Here is a 19432-nt window from a genome sequence, read left to right on the forward strand (position 1 = left end):
ACAACCCGCTGACGACCGTCCGGCAGGACCTCTTCGGAATATTGCTCGACAAAAGCGTCGGCCTCGGCCCGAAGCGCGGCCGCCAGCATCCGTCGCGCCCCGTCGCGCGCGATCTCGGTCAACGGGTCATCAACAGATTCCGGCTGACGCAGGGCGATGATGTCTGTATCTTTCGTCATGGCGTATCGTTCCTTCTGGAAGTTCTGGCAGGCTTGGACACCCGCCACGATACGCCGCCTTCTCAAACCGCGTCACCCAGTTTCCCGCATAGCTCCGGTAGCTGCGAGGGCGATTGCGGAGAGGAAGACCTTCGGGCACCTGTCGTATCGGGTTGCCACGCGCCGCCAATCCTTGAGCCTTCCAAACATGATCTCGATCCGGTTGCGCCGCTTGTATCGGCGCTTGTCGTATTTGACAGTTGCCTTGCGCTGCTTCCGGCCCGGGATGCAAGCGCGTATCCCCTTCTCTTTCAAGGCGTCTCTGAACCAGTCCGCGTCGTAGCCTCGATCCCCGAGCAGCCATTCGACTTCTGGCAAGCCGCCCAGCAATGCCCGCGCGCCCTTGTAATCGCTGACCTGTCCGGCGGTGACGAAGAGGTCAAGCGGACGTCCTTGGCTGTCGCAGATTGCGTGCAGCTTGGTGTTCATGCCGCCTTTGGTGCGCCCGATCAGGCGGCCACGCCCCCCTTTTTCACGCCCAAGCTGGTCGCGGTCCGGTGGGCCTTCAGGTAAGTCGCGTCAATCATGACCATCTTCTCCTCGCCGTGCTCGGCGGCCAGGCCGGCCATGATCTGCGCGAAGATACCCTTGTCACTCCATCGCTTCCAACGGTTGTAGAGCGTCTTGTGCGGGCCGTAGTCCGCAGGCGCATCCCGCCAGCGTAAGTCATTGCGATTGATAAATATAATCCCGCTCAGCACACGCCGGTCATCGACGCGCGGCTTGCCGTGGGACTTCGGGAAATAGGGCGCAAGACGGGCCATCTGCGCGTCGGTCATGCGCCGATAGCGCCAGCGCGTTCTCTCCAGCAACATCGGTCATGGTGTTCGGGCCGCGCCTCGAACCCGTGGCGGCTTGCGACCCTCACTCTCCCTGGCGGTTGCCGCCGCCGGTCGGGTGGGTTTTAGGTCACCCGGAGACTACGCCACCTGAAAATTTCCACCACCTCCAAGACACCACCCGCATTTCAAAGGCTCAAAGGCAATCCGCCAGTGCCGTGGCGAGGTTACGCAGAACATTGCCATAGAGGTCCGGGCCGGGTTCGAGGTCGGAGCCCAGCGGATCAAGCACACTGGTACTCGCCTCGGACCCGTCCATCACCGCGGCCACGATACCGGGGTCGTATTGCGGTTCCGACAGCACGCAGGTCACCCCCTGTTCGGCGACGCGCCCCTGGATCTCGGCGATGCGCGCCGGGCTGGGATCGGAGGCATCGGATACGGAAATGGCACCGGACGCGGGGAATTCGAAAGCGGCCTCGAAATACTGATAGGCGTCATGGAAAACGATGAAGTTGCGGCCCCGCACCGGATCGAGGATGCCGTTGATCTCGGCGCGCAAGGCAGCGAGTTCCGCGCGCCCCGCCGCCGCATTGGCAAAGTAAGCACCCGCGTTGTCCGGATCAGCAGCGGAAAGCTGTGCCGCAATGGCATTCAGCCAGACTGCGCCATTGTCAGGTGATAGCCAGGCATGGGGGTCGTATTCGCCGTGGTCGTGGCCTTCGTGCCCATGATCGGCGTGTTCTTCGTCCCCGTGCTCTTTTCCGTCCGCATGCTCTTCATGACCGTGATCCTCATGGCCATGCTCATCATGTCCGTCGTGGCCTTCATCATGCGCATGGTCGTCGTGGTCGTGGCCGTCATGCGCATTGTCGTGATCATGCGCCTCGTGCTCATGATCTCCGTGGTCCTCATCCCCATGCATATGCGCCTCGAACAGCGCACCCTCGCGGAACGGCAATTCCGCAGTTCCATCGACCTCAAGCAGTGCCGTGACCGTTGCGTCGTCGGCCAGTGTTTCGATTGCTCCGTCAAGCCAGGGCGTCAGATCGGGACTCACCCAGAAGACAAGGTCGGCGTCCTGCAACGCGGCCGCCTCGGACGGGCGCAGGTTGTACTCATGCGGGCTGGCCCCGGAGGCCACGATCAGGGAAGGCGCGCCCACCCCCTGCATCACGCGCGCCACCAGCGAATGAACGGGGGCGATGTCGGCGGCCACGCGCGGTGCCTCCGCCAGGGCCGTACCTCCGAGCAGCGCGGCAGCAACAGACAAGGCAACGAGGTTTCTGGACATATCCGGCTCCATGTGATTTTATAACGTTACTGTCTCGATACAGGAAATGAGATAACATGACAAGCATCGCCCACGCCGGAAAACCCGCGTCCAGCGACCCGATCGGGTTCGAACAGCACGATCATGGCTCCTGCATCAGCGCCGGGCTCGCGGCGGCCGAAGCGCACTGCCAGGCGGAAGGGCTGCGGCTCACTCCAGTCCGCCGCAAGGCGCTTGAAATCCTCCTGCAGGAGCACCGGGCGCTCGGGGCCTATGAGATGCTCGACAGTTTGCGGGACGCGGGGTTCGGCTCGCAACCGCCTGTCGCCTACCGGGCGCTTGAATTCCTGGTCACCAACGGCTTCGCGCACAAGATTGAACGGCTCAATGCCTTCATCGCCTGCGCCCATCCCGGGGCCAATCACTCGCCTGCCTTCATGATCTGCCGGATCTGCGACTCGGTGGCCGAGGCGCAATCCGCACCGGCGCGCGGCGCGCTCGGAGAGGCCGCCCGCGCCACGGGCTTCACGATCGAACGAACCGTTGTCGAGGCCGAGGGCATCTGCCCCGCTTGCACAGAGAAGGCCGACGCATGAGCCTGATCACAGCGGAGAATATCAGCGTCAGCTTTGGCGCCAACTCGGTCTTGCGCGACGTGTCTCTCGCGATCGAGCCGGGAGAGATCGTGACCGTCGTCGGACCCAACGGGTCGGGCAAGACCACATTGCTGCGCTTGCTCATTGGCGCGGCAAGCCCATCTGCGGGGCGCATAACGCACAAACCCGGACTGCGGATCGGCTATGTCCCCCAGAAACTGCACATCGATCCGACTCTGCCCATCACTGTGGACCGTTTCCTGCGCCTTCCCGGGGGCACCACGCGGTCTGCCTGCGCCGCCGCCCTGGAACGCGCCGGCGTGCCCGGCCTGTCGAACCGCCAGATGTCCGCCCTGTCGGGCGGCCAATTCCAACGCGTCCTTCTGGCGCGGGCGCTCATCAATGAGCCGGACCTTCTCTTGCTCGATGAAGCCACGCAGGGGCTGGATCAGCCCGGTTCTGCCGCCTTCTACCAGCAGATCGAGGAGGTCCGGCAGAAAACCGGCTGCGCCATCCTGATGATCAGCCACGAGTTGCACGTGGTCATGGCCGCGTCCGACCGGGTGATTTGCCTCAATGGTCATGTCTGCTGTCAGGGCACGCCCGAGACCGTTTCCGCAGCGCCGGAATACCGCGCGCTGTTCGGCACAGGGACTGGCGGCGCACTGGCCCTCTACCGTCACGAGCATGACCACAGCCACGATGAAACCTGTACGCATGACCATGCGCCGCAGGACACAAAAACCGAGGCCGGCGAATAATGCTTGACGATTTCATGACCCGTGCCGCGCTTGCAGGCGTCGGCGTGGCCCTTGCAGCGGCTCCTTTGGGCAGTTTCGTGGTCTGGCGGCGCATGGCCTATTTTGGCGACGCCACGGCACATGCCGCGATTTTGGGTGTGGCCCTGTCGCTGGCCTTGCAGATCTCCATCTTCACGGGGGCCGTGGCCGTGGCGCTGACGATGGCGCTTATCGTTACGGTGCTCACGGGGCGCGGCTATGCGATGGACACGCTGCTCGGTGTTCTGGCGCATTCCGCCCTCGCTTTCGGGTTGGTCGCCGTCTCTTTCCTTTCCGGAATCCGCATTGACCTGATGGCCTATCTCTTTGGCGACATCCTCGCCGTGTCGCGCGGTGATCTGGCGGTGATCTGGGGGGGCGCGGCGCTGGTCGTCGGGCTGATCGGCTGGCGCTGGTCCGCGCTGCTGACCTCTACCCTCAGCGGGGAGCTGGCCCATGCCAGCGGGATCGACCCAAAGCGCGAACAACTCGTCCTGACACTGTCGCTCGCCATCACCGTGGCCGTCGCAATCAAGGTCATCGGCGTGTTGCTGATCGCGGCCATGCTGATCATTCCCGCCGCCGCCGCCCGCCCCCTGTCACGGACGCCCGAACAAATGGCGTTTACGGCGGCGCTCATCGGCAGCGGGTCCGCCGTGATCGGCTTGAAATCGGCTTATACCCTCGACACGCCAGCGGGGCCATCCATCGTCTGCGTCGCAGCCCTCGTGTTTCTCGGCACAAGCATTCTGCAAAGCCTGCGATCCTGAAGGGCAGACCTGCCCGAGGCAAAAGAGCGTTCCGGTATCGTGGCTGACTGCCTACTGCTTATGCACACCAAGCAATCGAAACTGCAGTGTAAGAAGGATGATTTTGCGATCGACGTTGCCACTCGGCGTTGTTGCAGAACTCGGGCTTTGGAGGATTCACTTTTCGAATCCATGCCGTTACATGGGGTCTACGAACAAACCGCTCCCGCGCGCTACCGCAGGACGAACTGGTCCAGCTACAACGCCTCTTTCGCATGCCCGGTCCCGACTGGCTCGACACCCAGGATGTGAACCGGGCGACAAAAGACTGTGAGATTCTGGGGGCTGCCTTGTATCGGGGCGCACACCAACCTTGATACGCTCACGCTGCGGGATTGGTCGGAGGCCGGCAGCGCCGGATTCGAGGCGGCCCGTGATGGCGTGGACGGCTTGCGCAAGGCGCTTGATGAGGTTTCACGAGTGATCCTGCATTCCGGTTCACACGCAGCGGCATGTCAGGCATGATGGCCGGGAACGGGTCCGCCCGGTCGCGAATGGGTGGGGTGATGGTTTCAAACCGAATGATCGGCGCTTGACGGGGGGTGCCCGGCGCCCTAAGAGAAGCGGCACACCGCCCGAGAGGCGGGGCGCAGGCGGTTGTAGCTCAGTTGGTTAGAGTGCCGGCCTGTCACGCCGGAGGTCGCGGGTTCGAGCCCCGTCAACCGCGCCAGCGCCCCATCCGGAGCCTTCGGGGCGGGCATCGCGATCCCTGAAATTGCAAGTCCTTCCGAAGCCCGCTTTGACCCGTCTGCGCGGGCCGAATCTGGAAAGCGCCGAACCGTGTGCGCGCGACATGGAACCGACCCGCTTGATGCCTACCTCTCCAACCGTCCGGTCCGCACCGGATGTGCCGCGAAAGGGGGTTCCCATCAGCCAGCTTCGCGCGGGAAATCCGGCCCGCCGGACTTGTCGCAAGAGCGGATTTTTCACCATTGACGGGGGGCGCGGGCTGGCGTATCAGCGCCGGCACGCGCGGTTGTAGCTCAGTTGGTTAGAGTGCCGGCCTGTCACGCCGGAGGTCGCGGGTTCGAGCCCCGTCAACCGCGCCATTTTTCCCTTCGGTGATGCGTCCGCGCCCGGACAGTCGGCCAGGCCATGGTCAGGGCCGCAATCCGCGCATGTTTTCGGGTGTCAGCGCCTCGGGCCAGCCAAGGAAATACTCCCAGGCGAAAAGCGCCAGGCAAACCGCCACGATGGACAGGACGAATTTGACCTGCCGCGCGCTTGGCGGGTTCTGCGCCCACCGGGCCATGCGAAACAGCCACCGGGGGGTCACTCCGCAGCGCCCGCACCGGTGAACCGGACCTTGCCGATGAAGGGCAGGTTGCGGTTGCGTTGCGCGTAATCGATGCCGTAGCCCACCACGAACTCGTCCGGGATCTCGAATCCGGTCCAGTCGGCGGTGACATCGGCCTCGCGGCGCGACGGCTTGTCCAGCAAAGCGATGGTCCTGAGTTTGCGTGGATGACGGCTGGCGAGCAGATGCAGCACATGGGCGAGCGTGTGGCCGGTATCGACGATATCTTCGACCACCAGAACATCGCGCCCGGCGATGTCGCCGCGCAGATCCTTGAGGATGCGGACTTCGCGGCTGGATTCCATGGTGTTGCCGTAGGACGAGGTCTCGACGAAATCGACCTCCACGTTCATGTCAAGTTCGCGCACCAGGTCCGCGATGAAGACGAAAGAGCCGCGCAACAGGCCCACGACCACCAGCTTGTCACTCCCGGAGAACTCGGCCCGGATGGCCCGGGCCAGATCCTCGATCCTCGCGGCAATCGTCTTGGCCGAAAGCATGGGGTCGATCACATAGGGTTTATCGGCAGTGTCCGGCATTGCGCCCTCTTGAATTTCCAGCGCCAGTCTATGAAATGGCGCCCCACTGTCACGCGAAAAAAGGGGCAACATGCCGAGCCATTCAGAGACCCGGACGCTGCCCTTCAGCGCGCAGCGCATGTACGACCTTGTCGCCGATGTGGAGCGGTATCCGGAGTTCCTGCCATGGACAGCCGCGGCCCGGGTGCGATCCGTCACCGAGCGTGACGACGGGGCGCGGGTGATGGAGGCGGATCTGGTCATCAGCTTCAAGGTCTTTCGCGAACGCTTTGGCAGCCGTGTGGTGCTATGGCCCGCGGAGAAACGGATCGAGACCGAATATCTTGACGGGCCGTTCCGCTACATGCGCTCGAACTGGCACTTCAGGGATCTGGAGGATGGTGCCGGCTGCGAGGTTGAATTCGATGTGGATTTCGAGTTTCGAAACCGGATTCTTCAGAAGGCGGCAGGGCTGTTCTTCTTCGAGGCGATGCAACGGGTGGTGCGTGCCTTCGAAGGCCGCGCGCACGCCTTGTACGGGTGAGGCCGGCCGGGCGGGGCTGGCCGTGTTGCGCGGTTCGGGCCCCGGGTTGCTGAAATCCGGGAAAAGGTTACATCGCAAACACTTGCCGATTCATCAGGGCGGAAATCTTCAACCGGGCCTTGCCGGACCGCACTGTGCCGATCTGACCGGGGATTGCTTGTCGCGCGGGTTGCACCGAAGTGAGCGCCGCGGGCGGCCAGCATGGTTCACTGTTGTAAATATGATTTCGAATCGATATTAAATGCGTATGATCGATAAACAACAGACACCCGATCGCATTGCCGAATTGCTGGTCCATGTCGGTCGCGCCGCGCGGAGCGAGACCGGGCAGTCCGATTTGACGGCGGCACAGTGGTCCTGCCTGCGCTTTTTTGCCCGCGCCAACCGCAGCACGCGCACACCCTCCGGTTTCGCCAGCTTCCAGGCGACGACGCGCGGCACGGCCTCTCAGATCGTCAAGTCACTCGAAATGCGGGGGTTGGTTGTGCGCCAGACCTCCGAGCGCGACCGGCGGAGCTTTTGTTTTGACCTCACCGAGCCGGGCCGTGCCATGCTTGACCGGGATCCGCTGCACGATCTTGTTCTCGCCATTGATGATCTCGGAACCGCGGAAGGCGACAGGTTTCTGGAAACGCTGTCACGGCTGGCCTCCGGCCTGGCCTTACGGAAGGCGGGGCCCGCTTTCGGCACTTGCCGGGATTGCAGCCATTTCGCGGCGTCCGGTGGCATGGCCTATTGCGCCTGCATGTCGGCAGAGTTGACGGCGTCGGAGATCGACAAGCTGTGCGCCAGTTACCGGGGCCCCATTCATCCGAAAACAGAAGGAAAGAGACAGGAATGACGCAGAATGAACAGGCCGCCGGACCCCGTATGATTGCCATCAGCAGTGGCAAGGGCGGCGTGGGCAAATCCACGGTCACGGCCAACATCGCCGTGGCGATGGCCGACTCGGGCCTGTCTGTGGGTATTGTCGATGCGGATGTCTATGGCCCGTCCATTCCCGGTATTCTCGGCATCGCCTCCGACAAGCCCGCGATGACCCCCGAGCAGAAGGTCATTCCCGCCGAGGCGCATGGCGTGAAAGTCATCTCGATGGCCATGCTGACCGATGACGACAAACCGGCCATATTGCGTGGCCCGATGGTGACGAAATACCTACAGATGTTCGTGCGTCAGGTGGAATGGGGGGCACTGGATGTTCTCCTGCTGGATCTCCCGCCGGGAACCGGGGACATCCAATTGACCCTGGCCCAGGCCTTTCCGCTGTCCGGTGCGGTTGTGGTCAGCACGCCGCAGGATGTAAGCCTTAAGATTGCCCGGCGCGGATTGCGGATGATGGAACAGGTCAATGTGCCGATCCTCGGCGTGATCGAGAACATGAGCGGGTTTACCTGCCCGTCCTGCGCGACGGTGACTCATATTTTTCACCAGGGGGGCGGCGAGGCCATCGCGCATGAGCTGGGCGTGGACTTCCTTGGCAAGGTGCCGCTCGACCCGGATGTCGTCGATTGCGGCGACAGTGGCCGACCGCTTGTCGAGGCCGCGCCCGTCAGCCCGGCCGCCGACGCGTATCGCCGGATCGCCGCCGCTCTGGCACAGACGGGGGACGCGTCGGCCGGGATTGCAACGCCCTTTGCCTGGTCACTGGCCGATGGTTCGGGCAAACCCGCCCCGGCCCAAACCGGCACCGGCGGCCGGGCCGACCGTCTTGTCGCGCTCGATCACGAAGACGGCGGCCTGATCCTTCGTTGGGCCGACGGCCTGGAACAGCGCCTTGCCGAGCGGGATCTGCGCCTTGCCTGTGCCTGTGCGCAATGCCGCGACGAGGTGACGAGTGCGCAGCTGCTTGATCCCGAAAGCGTGCCGCTCGATCTTGGCATCACGCGCGTATGGAGTGTGGGAAACTACGCTCTGGGCCTGGCATTCAGCGACGGCCATGACACCGGCATCTATACCTTCAAGGCGCTCCGCGCGATGCAGGGAACGGAGCTTGAGGATGTCTGACGCAGCGACCCGCCGCAGGATTCGGGCACAAGGCTCGGCCGGAGACGCGAACGTCATGGGGTTCGTTCTAGACTCGGCAGTTCATCCCGGGCGATCCGCCCGTTTCGATACACCGCAAGGTTCGCCGCTGGCGGAGGCGCTTTTTGCCATCCCGGGCGTGCGCCGCGTCGAGGTGAGAGACGCCACTGTCTGGGTGAAGAAGAATGAAACCGCCGAATGGAACGGCCTGAAGTCGGCAATCGCGGCAGCGATCCGGCAGGTGCTTGACTGGTCCGAAAACCCCCTCGGATCACATGAGGATGCGGCAGATGACACCCCGGACACCGTTCTGCTGAATGAAATCCGGGATCTGCTGGATCGACAGGTCAATCCCGCGGTAGCCGCGCACGGGGGGCATATATCAGCCGACAGCGTGGACTCCGGCACCGTTTACTTGCGAATGTCGGGCGGTTGCCAGGGCTGCGCCGCTTCCGCCGCGACACTTCGGCAGGGGGTTGAGCGGATGCTGCGCGCCGCCCTGCCCCAGATCGAGGAGATTGTCGACGTCACCGATCATGCGGCCGGGAGCAATCCCTTCTACGCGCGCGATGACGGGCCTTCGCCGGTACTGAACCGTCCGATCCCGGATCACGTCGTCGGGTGGGAGGATGGCCAGATCACCGTCGATCCCGACTTCCTGGCGCCGCGCCTGGGGCTGACGCCGGAAACGCTCAGAGACGGGCTCCGGACCGGTGATGTCGTCGGAGTCACCGAAACCGGCGAGGGCACGGATACCGGCCGGACAAGGATCGTCCTGCGCAGCGCGAACCGGGCCTGGGCGGCGGAAATCGACGCTGACGGGGCGGCTCGTGAAATCCCGCCGCCCCGCATGATCGACGCTGCCGCCGGCAGGGAAAACGATCTTTCGGCCCGTGTGCGCGACCATCTTGAGGCGCTTTCGGAAAACGAGGTGCCGATCACCTACGGGGCGCTTGCCCGCGCGCTCGGACTGTGGATGCCGGGATCGGTTCGGCGCGTCACCCGCGCGCTGGAAAGCACGATGCGGGAAGACGCGGCCACAGACCGCCCCTTCATAGCGGCGCGCGTGGTCGGACGCGGGCGTGACCGCTTGCCGGGCAAGGGGTTTTTTGACCTGGCCCGCTCCCTTTCCCGCGGACCGCGAAACAACGAAAGCGAACATCAGTTCCACGACCGGGAAATCAGCCGTCTCGAGGGCGCGCTTTCGAACGACGCCAGCGAGGCTGTTGAGACGGAGTGACGGCGTTGTTGCGCAAGAAAAGCTTACCTTCATTGCGGTATTGACCGGGAGCCCTCTGGTCCTTTACCGGAAAGAAAAGCAAACCGTTTGCCGCAGAAACTGATTTTCCTGCGTTTCAGTCTTTGCCTTCGAACAGGTTTGATACGCGGCTGCGCGTGCGAATTTCCTAATCACGCCAATCGGCGAGCCCGGCGACCCGCCCGGTCTTCAGCATGTTTCGCGCGGCCTCATATGCGGGTCCAAAGGCGCGATCATGGTTCATTCGCGCGACTTCGCTCCTCACCATCCCGCCCAATTCACGTAAAGTCTTGGCCAGGTGCAAGCCGCGGTGATCGCATCCCTCCATGGCGGCCAGGAGTTCTGTTGCCAGGATGTTATTCAGCGTGTCGATCATTCCCGCCAGGCGCCTTGCCCCGTGCGTGGCCATCGAGACATGATCCTCGTAGTTGGCGACGGTCGGAATCGAGTCCACCGAGGCCGGAAAGGCCTTCTGACGGTTTTCTGCAACCATTGCCGCCGCTCCGACCTGGCCGCTCATGAAGCCGGTATTCACACCGGGATCGTCCGTCAGGAAAGATGGCAAACCCGAAAGGCTCTCATCGACCATCATCGCCAGCCGCCGTTCGGAGAGTGAGCCAATCTCGCATATGACCAGCGCGATCGTGTCGGCTGCGAAAGCGACGGGCTCGGCATGGAAGTTCCCGCCGGAGAGAATTTCTTCAGTCTCGGGAAAGACGAGCGGGTTGTCGGTGACCGCGTCAGCTTCGCGTTCCAGCGTCTCCATGGCCGTCTGAAGCAGATCGAGGCATGCGCCATAGACCTGTGGCTGACACCGGATGCAGTATGGATCCTGGATTCGCCCTTCGACGAATGCTTTTTCACGAAAACCACTGCCCCGGATCAGATCACGCAGACGACGGGCGATTTCGATCTGGCCTGGATGTCGCCGTGCGCGGTGGATGCGGTCGTCAAAGGATCGAGCCGACCCGAGGACCGCTTCTGTTGACAGGGCCCCGATCAAGACGGCGGAATCCAGTGCCTGCTGCCCCTCGAATGCCGCTGACAACGCCAGAGCGGTCGAAACCTGCGTGCCGTTCAGCAAGCTCATGCCTTCCTTTGGCTGCAGGACGACAGGCTCCAGCCCGGCCTTGGCCAGGGCATCCCCTGCCGGACCTATACGGCCTGCGACAGACACCTGCCCTTCGCCCATCATCGCGGCTGCAAGATGGGCAAGAGGTGTGAGGTCGCCCGAGGCACCGACCGACCCCTGTGAGGGGATGACAGGCAGGATGTCGCTGTTGAACATCCGGACCATGGTCTCGACAAGACTGAGCCGAACGCCGGAGCGCCCCTGCGCGAAACATCCGATCTTCATCGCCAGAACCAGCCGTGTTTCCGCTTCTGACAGCGTTGGACCGGAACCGATCGCATGCGACAAAACCAGATTTCGTTGCAGCGCCAGGATGCCGTCTTCCGGGATGATCGTTCCGGCAAGGCGTCCGGACCCGGTGTTGATGCCATAAAGCGGCCCGCCCCGGGCGACGATACGCCCGAGTGCCTCGTGTGCGTCATGGATGTTGCGCGACGCCTCGGAGCTCAGTTTCAGTTCGACCTGATCGCGAAGCACCGCCTGCCAGACCTGGAGTCCGTTTTGTCCGGTCGTGATCTCAACCGTTTGCATCGATGCCTCCGACCTCGATGAGCAGTTTTCCGGACGCCGCCCGGCTTTCGAGGAAAGCGTGGGCCTCCCTTATCCGGTCCATCGGGTATTCTCCGGCGATAGGGATCATCAGGCGCCCGGTTTCGATGCTCTGCACGATCTTTCGCATGGAAGCGCGCCAGCGCCGCGAACCCGGTCCGGCATGGAGCATTTCGAACCCCGCCAACGATGTTGAGCGTTCGTAGAGCTTTTTGCGGACCTCGAAGTCGGGTTCGCCGGCTGCCTCGCCGATATTTATGACACGTCCGAACGGGCGCAGGGCGTCGAAACTTCTCGGCAGGATGTCCGCGCCCAGAGAGTCGATCACCAGGTCGACCCCCTTGCCTTCGGTGACCTCCATGGCGACGTCCACGAAATCCTCGCTGTCACGGGCAACGACGCGATACACCCCGAATTCCAGTGCGGTTCGCGCCTTCTCGGGCGTTCCGACTGTTCCGATCACGCGAGCGCCGGCATGTCGCGCGAGCTGCGCCAGTGCCAATCCCACAGCCCCACCTACAGCCTGGACAAGGACTGTATCGCCCGGTTTGACCTTCGTGGCCGTATTGAGCAGGTGATACGCCGTCAACGAAACCACTGGATAGGCCGCGGCCGAACGCAGGTCGAGCGTTGCCGGCAAGGGCATGAGAAGCTCCTGCGGGACCACAACTTTTTGAGCGAAGCCGCGCAACATGTCGTTGCCAGTGATTGCAACCACGCTTTGGCCGACGGCAAACGTCTTCACCCGCTTTCCACGCTTCAGGATTCGCCCCGAAACCTCACCTCCCAGGATCGCGGGATATGAAACCGGATCCGGATAGATGCCCTGCCGCTTCTGGATATCGCCCCAGTTGCACGCTCCCCACGCGACTTCGAGAAGGACATGCCCTTCGGGCACATCCGGTTCCGGCACGTCCCCGATCGTCAACTGATCCAGCCCACCCGGCGCCTTGACGACCACTGCCTTCATGGATCAACTCCAATTTCCGCGGCAGGATGACCCTGCTGAGTTACTTCGTCTGGGGCTGCAAGAGAGAGACAGGCTCGTCATAAAATGGCAGCTTGCTTGTTCGTGGCTGGTATGTGCCGGCCTTTTCGCAGTCGAGCGCATGCCGGGCGATCTCTTCCATCGAGGCAAACCAGACGTCGCCTTTCTCTCGCCATTCCAGCAGCATCTTCTCGATGTGGTGCCAACGGGTGAGGCGGCCGGTAAGGAAGGGATGCCAGACACCCACAAACATTCCGCCATGGGAATGATGGGCATCGAATTCATCCTGATAATTCTCTATCCCGGCCCGCGGCGCCTTCACCGGCACCATGTAGTCAAGATCCGGCGTGTGGGCATACTGCGGATAGTCATCGGTGCCCCAATGGGCGGGTAGCTCGACCAGTCGGCCCTTGTCTGTCTCCAGCATGTAGGGGATGTCGTCCCCCATCAGGGACGCGTCGTAGACAAATCCTTCGTCGATCAGCAGATCGGCCGAATGTCGGGAGAAGGAATACATCGGTGCGCGCCAGCCGCGTGGCGCCGCCCCTGCGATCCTGGTCAGACTCTCGCTCGCCCGGCGCAGCCAATAAGCCTCTTCATGGCGGGGTTTGTCATGCGACATCTCGTGGATGTAGCTGTGCAGCGCAATTTCGTGTCCGGCCTCTGCAATCTGCTCGACCGCGCGAGGATGAGTTTCAGCGCACCAAGCAGGAATGAAGAATGTCTGCGTGATCTCCAGCTTGCGCCAGGTTTCGAGGATGCGAGGAATGGCGACCTCGGGTCCGTAGCGCAGCATCGAGGTGGCTGCGACCATGTCTGGCGCGCGACCTGGATGCGCCATGTGAACCAGGCTGTCAGCATCCATGTCAAAGGTGACGGAGACCGCGCATTTTGCACCGTTCGGCCATGGAATCGGGTTGCGGATCATTGGATGTCCTTTCAACGGGTGAAGACTTCGGTAACCGACCTAACCGCCCCTCGAGATGTGGGCGTGGCGCCAGGCATCCTTTCGGCCACTACGGCTTGCCGCGAGACAGCAAAGAGCTTCGGCAACAATGCGGGCGGCCAGAACGCTTGTGCTTCCGCTCCGGCTATCGAAATCCGGGGACACCTCAACGATGTCGAAGCCTGCGAATCCGTCACGTGCCGCCACGCGGACGCCGCGGATGATTTCACGCGAGGTCAGGCCACCGGGCTCGGGGCTGTTGGTTCCAGGTGCATAGGCCGGGTCTATGCTGTCGATATCTACGCTGACATAAAGATGGGCGCCGTCCTTTGTCGCAACGTCACGCGCCGTGCTTGACACCGCCTCGATACCCTCCTGCTCAATCTGTTCCATCGGAAAGACCGATATCCCGAGTTCACGGTAGAGCGGCGACCAGTCAGGCAGGTTGCGCGGACCCCTGGCGCCGATGATGGCGACCCGTTTCGGATCGACATGCTGCAATTCGCAGATGCGCAGGATCGGAGAGGCCCGGGTCAGCCGATCGCCGTTGAGAGCTTCACTGAGATCGAGGTGCGTGTCGAAGACCACCAGCCCCATCGGCGCGTCATGATGCCGGGCAACGGCAGACATGGCCGGATAGGTGATGCCATGATCTCCGCCAAGACTGAAGGGCACAGCGCCCTGGCCCAGCACCGCGCCGAGTTTGTCTTCGAACCGTTTGTAGCTTTCTGCGTTGTCGCCGGGAACAACATCGACATCGCCCAGATCGGCCAAGCGCAAGGTGTCGAAAACATCCATGTCCCAGTCGAAATTGTATCCCCCGAACAGCAGAGAGAACTTCCGGATTTCCTGGGGTCCGCGTCGCGTCGCGCCACCGCGGAACGTGGCGATACCGTCATAGGGCATGCCGATGACCGCGGCATCCACCACAAGCTTTGCCGCATCGCGCACATGTTCCGCGGCCATGAAGGGCGGAACATCACCGTAGATTCTCTCGACGCCAGCGGGCTGCAGCGCTTCCTTTTTCATGATTGGGTCCTTCCTAATGCACAAACCGACCTACGCCTCATCGCATCTCGCGATCATAGGGGCGACCGATGGAAGACGGCGGATTGGCCCGCCCCATCAACCCGACCAATGCCAGGATCGAGACAAGGTAGGGGAGCGCCGCGAAAACTTGGAACGGGATCTCCGGGTTGTTAAACTGAAGACGAAGCTGGACCGCATCGAAAAACCCGAAAAGCAGGCAGGCCATGAATGCCAGTTTCGGCTGCCAGCGCCCGAGGACAATCGCCGCGAGTGCGATAAAGCCCTTGCCCGCACTCATCTTGTCCGAAAAGAGAAGAACCTGCGTCAAAACCAGATAGGCACCGCCCAAAGCTGCCATCGCCGACCCGGTGATGACGCAGGCATATCGTGTCCGGAACACATGAATGCCCGCCGCGTCCGCCGCGGACGGCGTTTCGCCGACGGCTCGGATGGACATACCCGCACGGGTTCGGAAAAGCAGGAAGTTGATGGCGAGAACCAGCAACAATGCACCGTAGACGAGCCCATTTTGTGCAAACAGCACCTTTCCCACGATCGGAATGTCGCTCAGTATCGGAATATTGATCGGGCCGAACCCATCCAGAGTCAGACTGTTGCCACCTCCCGGAAACAACAACCGTGACATGAAGGAGGTGAAGCCGGTGGCGAACAGGATGATCGCGATGCCCACGACAATCTGATTGACCCTCAACGAGATACCCAGGATCGCCAGCAGAAGCCCCGAGAGCATACCGAAACCGATAGCCACGAGAAGCCCTGCATATGGCGAGCCGAAATAATAGGCCCCAACGGCCGCCCCGAATGCTCCGAACAGGATTTGCCCTTCCAGGGCGATGTTGAAAACGCCGGCGCGTTCACAAAGAAGTCCGCCCATGGCGGCGAAGATCAGAGGGATGGAAAGCCTCAACGCCGTGCTGAGAACATCGGCCAGTTGAGCGGGATTGATCAGGAACTCGAACATCGTGATGCCTCCTCAGCGATCGCGGCGCCAGGCTGCGATCCGACGCCGCCAACGGTCAGGATGAAACTTGAACGCCAGGCCCATGGCCACGCACAACACGACCAGCCCCTGAAGGGCAGCCACCATCGTGGTGTCAATTCCGGTGGCGCGCTGCATCGAGCCGGCGCCGACCTGAAGGCCTGCAAGAAAGATCGCCGCCAGAATGGCGCCGATCGGGTTCAGCGCCGCAAGAAAGGCCACGATGATGCCCTGCATCCCGTACCCCGGACTGAAATGATCGAAGAGACGGTATTTCAGGCCCAGCACCTCGAAGACACCAGCCAGCCCGCCCATCGCACCGCCGAGCGCGAAACTCAATACCGTAAGACGCTTTACGTTGAGGCCCGCATACGCGGCGGCGTGCTTGTTGTGACCGACGATCTGGATCGACTGGCCCAATGTCGTTCGCCAGAACATGATGGCGACGAGGAGGGCCGTGACCCAGGCGATCATGATCCCGACATGCGCCTGTGTGCGGGGCATGAAGGTCGGCAGGATCACTTCTTCGGGAACTTCACGCGAGTAGGGATAGGGTGCCCCCGGCTCGATCAACCAAGTATGCAGCACCGCGCCAATCATGTTGATGGCGACATAGCTCAGAAGAAGCGAGGTGATGATTTCGTTGGTGCCGCGATAGGCCTTGAGCAGACCGGGTATCGCTGCCCAGAGCGCACCGCCCAAGGCCCCTACCGCGATACAGAGGACGATCCGCAGGAAGCCGGGCAGAAAATCCGGAAGGTAAAGGGCCGCTATCGTCGCAAAGAGCGCCCCGATGTAGATCTGCCCCTCCGCGCCGATGTTGAACAGCCCTGCACGGAGCGGGATTATGACCGCGAGGCCCGCAAGAAGTAGCGGCGACATTCGCACCAGAGTGTCGCCAATGCCCCAATAGTCGGCAAAGGCGCCGCGGAAAAGAGCGCTATAGCCTTCAAGAGGGTTCCCACCCGCAAGAAGAATGAATATCGCGCCGATAAGCAGGGCTGCGATCACCGCCCAAACGGTTTTCAACAGGTAGACGATCTTGACGAGGCCGAGCAGACGCAACTGCAGACGCGCTTCGGCGTCGATCGGGGAAACGCTCGATCCAGTTTCACCAGTGTTCATGCCACTTCCTTACCCGTCATCAACAAGCCCAATTTCTCCGATGTTGCTTCGGAGGCCGGCAGTTCTCCCACGATGCGGCCCTTGAAGATCACTGCCAGGCGGTCCGCCACGAGAAGCAGCTCCTCGAGTTCGCTCGAAATGTAGAGGATAGCATCACCCCGATCGCGCTGTGACAGAAGTGTGCGCTGCACGAATTCGATAGCCCCCACATCCAGCCCCTTCGTCGGCTGGGAAACCACAAGAACCCTGGGATTGTCCTCGATTTCCCGCGCAAGGATGATCTTCTGCTGATTGCCGCCTGAAAGATCGCGCGCAATCTGCGAAACTCCCTGCATCCGCACGTCGTAGCGCTTCGCCAAGTCTTCTGCGTGGCTTCGAATTCTTGCATAGTCCATCCACCCGCGGATGGCGAAGGGCCTTTCGCGAAATCCGCGCAGGACCATGTTGAGCGAGACGTCGCTGTCGAGGTCGAGACCGACCTTTTGCCGGTCTTCGGGAACGTAGCCGACGCCCAGCTTGTGCTTTCGTTCTGCCGGGTCGTAGCCTTCCGCGTCTCTCCCCGATACGGTGATTTTGCCGCTTGTAAGGTTGCGCAGGCCCGCGACCGTTTCGGCAAGTTCCCTCTGGCCATTTCCGTCGATACCGACGATGCCGAGGATCTCTCCCTCGCGCACCGAAAGCGAGAGTTCATCAAGGGCGCTTACGCCGCGATCGTCGACCGCACTGATCCTGTCGAGCTCGAGCACCGGGGCTCCAACCTTGGGTGGCGTGTGCGGCACATCGAAAACCACGTCTCGGCCGACCATGACGCGCGCAAGCTCCTTTGGCGTGGTCGCGGAGGTTTCCAACTCTGCCTCCACGCGCCCCTGGCGCATGACCGTGACGCGGTCGGACAAGTCCATCACTTCGTCAAGTTTGTGTGTGATCAGAAGGATCGTTCGTCCGCTTTCGCGCAAACGCGACAGCAGTTTGAAAAAGGACTCGATTTCGTTCGGTGTCAGGACGCTCGTCGGTTCGTCAAGGATAAGCAGGTCGGCTTCGCGATATAGCATCTTCAGTATTTCGACACGCTGCTGCGTCCCGATGGGAAGCGTCGACATCAGCTGGTCCGGGTCGATCTCGGATCCAAGTTCGGCGGCCATCGTTTCGATGCGGCGACGGTCCTCATCAAGATCGAGTATCTGCCGCCCGGGCAGGCCCAGGACCACGTTCTCGACAACCGACATCGTGTTGACCTGCTTGAAATGCTGGTGAACCATGCCGATCCCGAGTGCCATGGCCTCTCGCGGATCCCCGATCGTCACCTCTTTGCCACGCGAAAGGATGCGCCCCGCGTCTGGCGTGTAGAGGCCGTAGATAACATTCATCAATGTCGATTTTCCGGCGCCATTCTCGCCCAGAATGGCATGAATCGACTGGTCGGCGATCTTCAGGTTCACGTCATCGTTTGCGCGGAACGCGCCAAATCTTTTGACGATGCCTTCAAGAGCCAGCCGGTCGGGAGCGTTCGTCATCTCTGTTCGATTCCAGATTGTTCTTGGAAAGGGCGCGCCCCGTTTGTCGAATGAAACCGGGACGCGCCAATTGATGCTTATTCAGTGTCGAAGCTCAACGCGCCCGATTTGATCTTCTCAACCGCTTCGAGCGCGCGCGCACGCACGTCTTCCGGCACCGCATCGCTGAAATCTCCCAACTGGTCGACGGAGGTGAGATGGATCACGTAATCCTGGGGCTCCAGCGTGCCGTCCTGGTATTTCTCGACCGCCCAGGCGAGCGCGCGGGCAAAATCGAGCCGCGCTGAAACCAGATTGGTGTCGGATTCGTGCAAAATCCCCACCGTGTGGATTCCGCGTTCTTCCGCGGCCTGGGCGACGCCGACCCAGCCCGCGTCGAGATAGGGAAGGATCACGTCAACATCTTGCGAAATCAGGTTGAACGACGCCTCCTTGGCTTTCGCAATGTCGGCCCAGTCATTCGTGTAGGCCACGAGAACCTCGCCTTCGGGATTGGCTGTCTGAAACCCCTTGCGGAAACCGTCGACCACATTGGTGAATGCCGCGAACTCCTGTGCACTAAGGGCGGCGGCAACACCGGTCTCGCTTACATGACCGGCGACCAGCCCTACGAGATAGCCGAATTCCGGGTTATTGTAGTTTATGGTGGTCACGCCTTCGGTTGGCGCGCCATTGAGCACGATCACCGTTGTTTCCGGAAAGCTCGCCGCCACGCGTTCGGCAGCATCGGTATATTCGCCCCCGGCGCCCACCACGATGTCGTATCCACGACGTGCATAATCCGACATGACCTCGACTTGCGTCGCCTGTGACACGTTTTCGGTATATGCGGTATCTGCGCCGAATTGTTCTTCGGCCATCACCAGGCCATTGTAGACGTTCTCGTTGAACGCGCGGTCGGTGATCATTCCCGGCAAGGCGACCGCGACCCGCGGTGCTTCTGCGAACGCGGGTGTAACCGCCAACGTGCCTATCGCCGTGACGGCCGCGAGTGCCGCGACTTTCAAATGGTGTAGCATGTGCATTCTCCCTGTTGATGAAGTTGTCTTCGTTTGG

General features: G+C 62.1%; 20 protein-coding genes, 2 tRNA genes and 1 pseudogene. 10 read left to right on the top strand and 13 right to left on the bottom strand.

Annotated elements, in window-relative coordinates; translation table 11 throughout:
* The 3 genes and pseudogenes from DQW77_RS18630 to DQW77_RS15250 form a co-directional block, all read right to left on the bottom strand.
* A pseudogene (locus tag DQW77_RS18630) lies at positions 1–220 on the bottom strand (IS256 family transposase); the annotation flags it as partial.
* Between the two features lie 31 nt (positions 221–251).
* Positions 252–997 (bottom strand): IS5 family transposase gene (locus tag DQW77_RS15245; protein ID WP_113259120.1). Its coding sequence is split into 2 segments (ribosomal slippage): positions 252–691 and positions 691–997, totalling 747 coding nucleotides; the frame shifts between segments, so codons are not numbered across the junction.
* A gap of 196 nt (positions 998–1193) precedes the next feature.
* Positions 1194–2291, bottom strand: coding sequence for a zinc ABC transporter substrate-binding protein (locus DQW77_RS15250; RefSeq protein WP_113259121.1), 1098 nt, complete (start codon positions 2289–2291; stop codon positions 1194–1196).
* A 56-nt stretch (positions 2292–2347) separates the two neighbouring features.
* On the opposite strand from DQW77_RS15250, the gene DQW77_RS15255 reads away from it, so the two are divergent.
* The 6 genes from DQW77_RS15255 to DQW77_RS15280 all read left to right on the top strand — a co-directional run bounded on the left by DQW77_RS15255 (position 2348) and on the right by DQW77_RS15280 (position 5503).
* The gene (locus DQW77_RS15255) at positions 2348–2866 is read left to right on the top strand and encodes a transcriptional repressor (RefSeq protein WP_113259086.1); all 519 of its coding nucleotides are present in this window, start codon (positions 2348–2350) and stop codon (positions 2864–2866) included.
* Entirely contained in the window at positions 2863–3627 is a 765-nt protein-coding gene (locus DQW77_RS15260; protein ID WP_113259087.1) for an ATP-binding cassette domain-containing protein, read from the top strand. The genes DQW77_RS15255 and DQW77_RS15260 overlap by 4 nt, the downstream gene beginning before the upstream one ends.
* Entirely contained in the window at positions 3627–4415 is a 789-nt protein-coding gene (locus tag DQW77_RS15265; protein ID WP_113259088.1) for a metal ABC transporter permease, read from the top strand. The genes DQW77_RS15260 and DQW77_RS15265 overlap by 1 nt, the downstream gene beginning before the upstream one ends.
* 309 nt (positions 4416–4724) lie before the next feature.
* Entirely contained in the window at positions 4725–4919 is a 195-nt protein-coding gene (locus DQW77_RS18260; RefSeq protein WP_113259089.1) for a hypothetical protein, read from the top strand.
* A gap of 128 nt (positions 4920–5047) precedes the next feature.
* Positions 5048–5124 (top strand) — tRNA-Asp (locus DQW77_RS15275).
* A 302-nt stretch (positions 5125–5426) separates the two neighbouring features.
* Positions 5427–5503: transfer RNA gene (locus tag DQW77_RS15280), tRNA-Asp, on the top strand.
* 50 nt (positions 5504–5553) lie between these two features.
* On the opposite strand, the gene DQW77_RS18265 is transcribed toward DQW77_RS15280, so the two are convergent.
* Together DQW77_RS18265 and hpt are read right to left on the bottom strand one after the other, a co-directional pair.
* Complete coding sequence (locus DQW77_RS18265; RefSeq protein WP_181711293.1) at positions 5554–5730, bottom strand: hypothetical protein; 177 nt, start codon at positions 5728–5730, stop codon at positions 5554–5556.
* Positions 5727–6290: a hypoxanthine phosphoribosyltransferase gene (gene hpt / locus DQW77_RS15285; RefSeq protein ID WP_113259090.1), complete on the bottom strand. Its 564-nt coding sequence runs from the start codon at positions 6288–6290 to the stop codon at positions 5727–5729. The genes DQW77_RS18265 and hpt overlap by 4 nt, the downstream gene beginning before the upstream one ends.
* Positions 6291–6360: 70 nt before the next feature.
* Here hpt and DQW77_RS15290 point away from each other — a divergent pair, with 70 nt between their 5' ends.
* From DQW77_RS15290 to DQW77_RS15305, 4 genes are all read left to right on the top strand, one after another.
* Positions 6361–6813, top strand: a complete 453-nt coding sequence (locus DQW77_RS15290) for a type II toxin-antitoxin system RatA family toxin (RefSeq protein WP_113259091.1) — start codon at positions 6361–6363, stop codon at positions 6811–6813.
* A 241-nt stretch (positions 6814–7054) separates the two neighbouring features.
* Positions 7055–7654, top strand: a complete 600-nt coding sequence (locus DQW77_RS15295; protein ID WP_113259092.1) for a MarR family winged helix-turn-helix transcriptional regulator — start codon at positions 7055–7057, stop codon at positions 7652–7654.
* Complete coding sequence (locus tag DQW77_RS15300; protein ID WP_113259093.1) at positions 7651–8817, top strand: P-loop NTPase; 1167 nt, start codon at positions 7651–7653, stop codon at positions 8815–8817. Before DQW77_RS15295 ends, DQW77_RS15300 begins: the two co-directional genes overlap by 4 nt.
* Entirely contained in the window at positions 8810–10075 is a 1266-nt protein-coding gene (locus DQW77_RS15305) for a DUF6522 family protein (protein WP_113259094.1), read from the top strand. The genes DQW77_RS15300 and DQW77_RS15305 overlap by 8 nt, the downstream gene beginning before the upstream one ends.
* Before the next feature lie 166 nt (positions 10076–10241).
* Here DQW77_RS15305 and hutH read toward each other — a convergent pair whose 3' ends face one another.
* From hutH to DQW77_RS15345, 8 genes are all read right to left on the bottom strand, one after another.
* On the bottom strand, positions 10242–11756 hold the full coding sequence (hutH, locus tag DQW77_RS15310) for a histidine ammonia-lyase (RefSeq protein ID WP_113259095.1): 1515 nt from the start codon (positions 11754–11756) through the stop codon (positions 10242–10244).
* Positions 11743–12744 (bottom strand): zinc-binding dehydrogenase, encoded by a 1002-nt coding sequence (locus DQW77_RS15315; RefSeq protein ID WP_113259096.1) that lies wholly within the window; start codon positions 12742–12744, stop codon positions 11743–11745. The genes hutH and DQW77_RS15315 overlap by 14 nt, the downstream gene beginning before the upstream one ends.
* Before the next feature lie 40 nt (positions 12745–12784).
* Complete coding sequence (locus DQW77_RS15320; RefSeq protein ID WP_113259097.1) at positions 12785–13690, bottom strand: polysaccharide deacetylase; 906 nt, start codon at positions 13688–13690, stop codon at positions 12785–12787.
* A gap of 39 nt (positions 13691–13729) precedes the next feature.
* Positions 13730–14737, bottom strand: coding sequence for an agmatinase family protein (locus DQW77_RS15325; RefSeq protein WP_113259098.1), 1008 nt, complete (start codon positions 14735–14737; stop codon positions 13730–13732).
* Between the two features lie 37 nt (positions 14738–14774).
* The gene (locus DQW77_RS15330) at positions 14775–15719 is read right to left on the bottom strand and encodes an ABC transporter permease (protein ID WP_113259099.1); all 945 of its coding nucleotides are present in this window, start codon (positions 15717–15719) and stop codon (positions 14775–14777) included.
* 12 nt (positions 15720–15731) lie between these two features.
* Complete coding sequence (locus DQW77_RS15335; protein ID WP_113259100.1) at positions 15732–16862, bottom strand: ABC transporter permease; 1131 nt, start codon at positions 16860–16862, stop codon at positions 15732–15734.
* Complete coding sequence (locus DQW77_RS15340; RefSeq protein WP_113259101.1) at positions 16859–18376, bottom strand: ABC transporter ATP-binding protein; 1518 nt, start codon at positions 18374–18376, stop codon at positions 16859–16861. The genes DQW77_RS15335 and DQW77_RS15340 overlap by 4 nt, the downstream gene beginning before the upstream one ends.
* A 77-nt stretch (positions 18377–18453) precedes the next feature.
* The gene (locus DQW77_RS15345) at positions 18454–19395 is read right to left on the bottom strand and encodes a BMP family protein (RefSeq protein WP_181711294.1); all 942 of its coding nucleotides are present in this window, start codon (positions 19393–19395) and stop codon (positions 18454–18456) included.
* Between the last annotated feature and the right edge of the window lie 37 nt (positions 19396–19432).

It is taken from the genome of Roseovarius sp. TE539, assembly GCF_003298505.1.
GTDB lineage: Bacteria > Pseudomonadota > Alphaproteobacteria > Rhodobacterales > Rhodobacteraceae > Roseovarius.

Coding starts and splice junctions, on each gene's coding strand:
- DQW77_RS15250 (WP_113259121.1), bottom strand. CDS start 2,291: ATGTCCAGAAACCTCGTTGCCTTGTCTGTTGCTGCCGCGCTGCTCGGA.
- DQW77_RS15255 (WP_113259086.1), top strand. CDS start 2,348: ATGACAAGCATCGCCCACGCCGGAAAACCCGCGTCCAGCGACCCGATC.
- DQW77_RS15260 (WP_113259087.1), top strand. CDS start 2,863: ATGAGCCTGATCACAGCGGAGAATATCAGCGTCAGCTTTGGCGCCAAC.
- DQW77_RS15265 (WP_113259088.1), top strand. CDS start 3,627: ATGCTTGACGATTTCATGACCCGTGCCGCGCTTGCAGGCGTCGGCGTG.
- hpt (WP_113259090.1), bottom strand. CDS start 6,290: ATGCCGGACACTGCCGATAAACCCTATGTGATCGACCCCATGCTTTCG.
- DQW77_RS15290 (WP_113259091.1), top strand. CDS start 6,361: ATGCCGAGCCATTCAGAGACCCGGACGCTGCCCTTCAGCGCGCAGCGC.
- DQW77_RS15295 (WP_113259092.1), top strand. CDS start 7,055: ATGCGTATGATCGATAAACAACAGACACCCGATCGCATTGCCGAATTG.
- DQW77_RS15300 (WP_113259093.1), top strand. CDS start 7,651: ATGACGCAGAATGAACAGGCCGCCGGACCCCGTATGATTGCCATCAGC.
- DQW77_RS15305 (WP_113259094.1), top strand. CDS start 8,810: ATGTCTGACGCAGCGACCCGCCGCAGGATTCGGGCACAAGGCTCGGCC.
- hutH (WP_113259095.1), bottom strand. CDS start 11,756: ATGCAAACGGTTGAGATCACGACCGGACAAAACGGACTCCAGGTCTGG.
- DQW77_RS15315 (WP_113259096.1), bottom strand. CDS start 12,744: ATGAAGGCAGTGGTCGTCAAGGCGCCGGGTGGGCTGGATCAGTTGACG.
- DQW77_RS15320 (WP_113259097.1), bottom strand. CDS start 13,690: ATGATCCGCAACCCGATTCCATGGCCGAACGGTGCAAAATGCGCGGTC.
- DQW77_RS15325 (WP_113259098.1), bottom strand. CDS start 14,737: ATGAAAAAGGAAGCGCTGCAGCCCGCTGGCGTCGAGAGAATCTACGGT.
- DQW77_RS15330 (WP_113259099.1), bottom strand. CDS start 15,719: ATGTTCGAGTTCCTGATCAATCCCGCTCAACTGGCCGATGTTCTCAGC.
- DQW77_RS15335 (WP_113259100.1), bottom strand. CDS start 16,862: ATGAACACTGGTGAAACTGGATCGAGCGTTTCCCCGATCGACGCCGAA.
- DQW77_RS15340 (WP_113259101.1), bottom strand. CDS start 18,376: ATGACGAACGCTCCCGACCGGCTGGCTCTTGAAGGCATCGTCAAAAGA.
- DQW77_RS15345 (WP_181711294.1), bottom strand. CDS start 19,395: ATGCTACACCATTTGAAAGTCGCGGCACTCGCGGCCGTCACGGCGATA.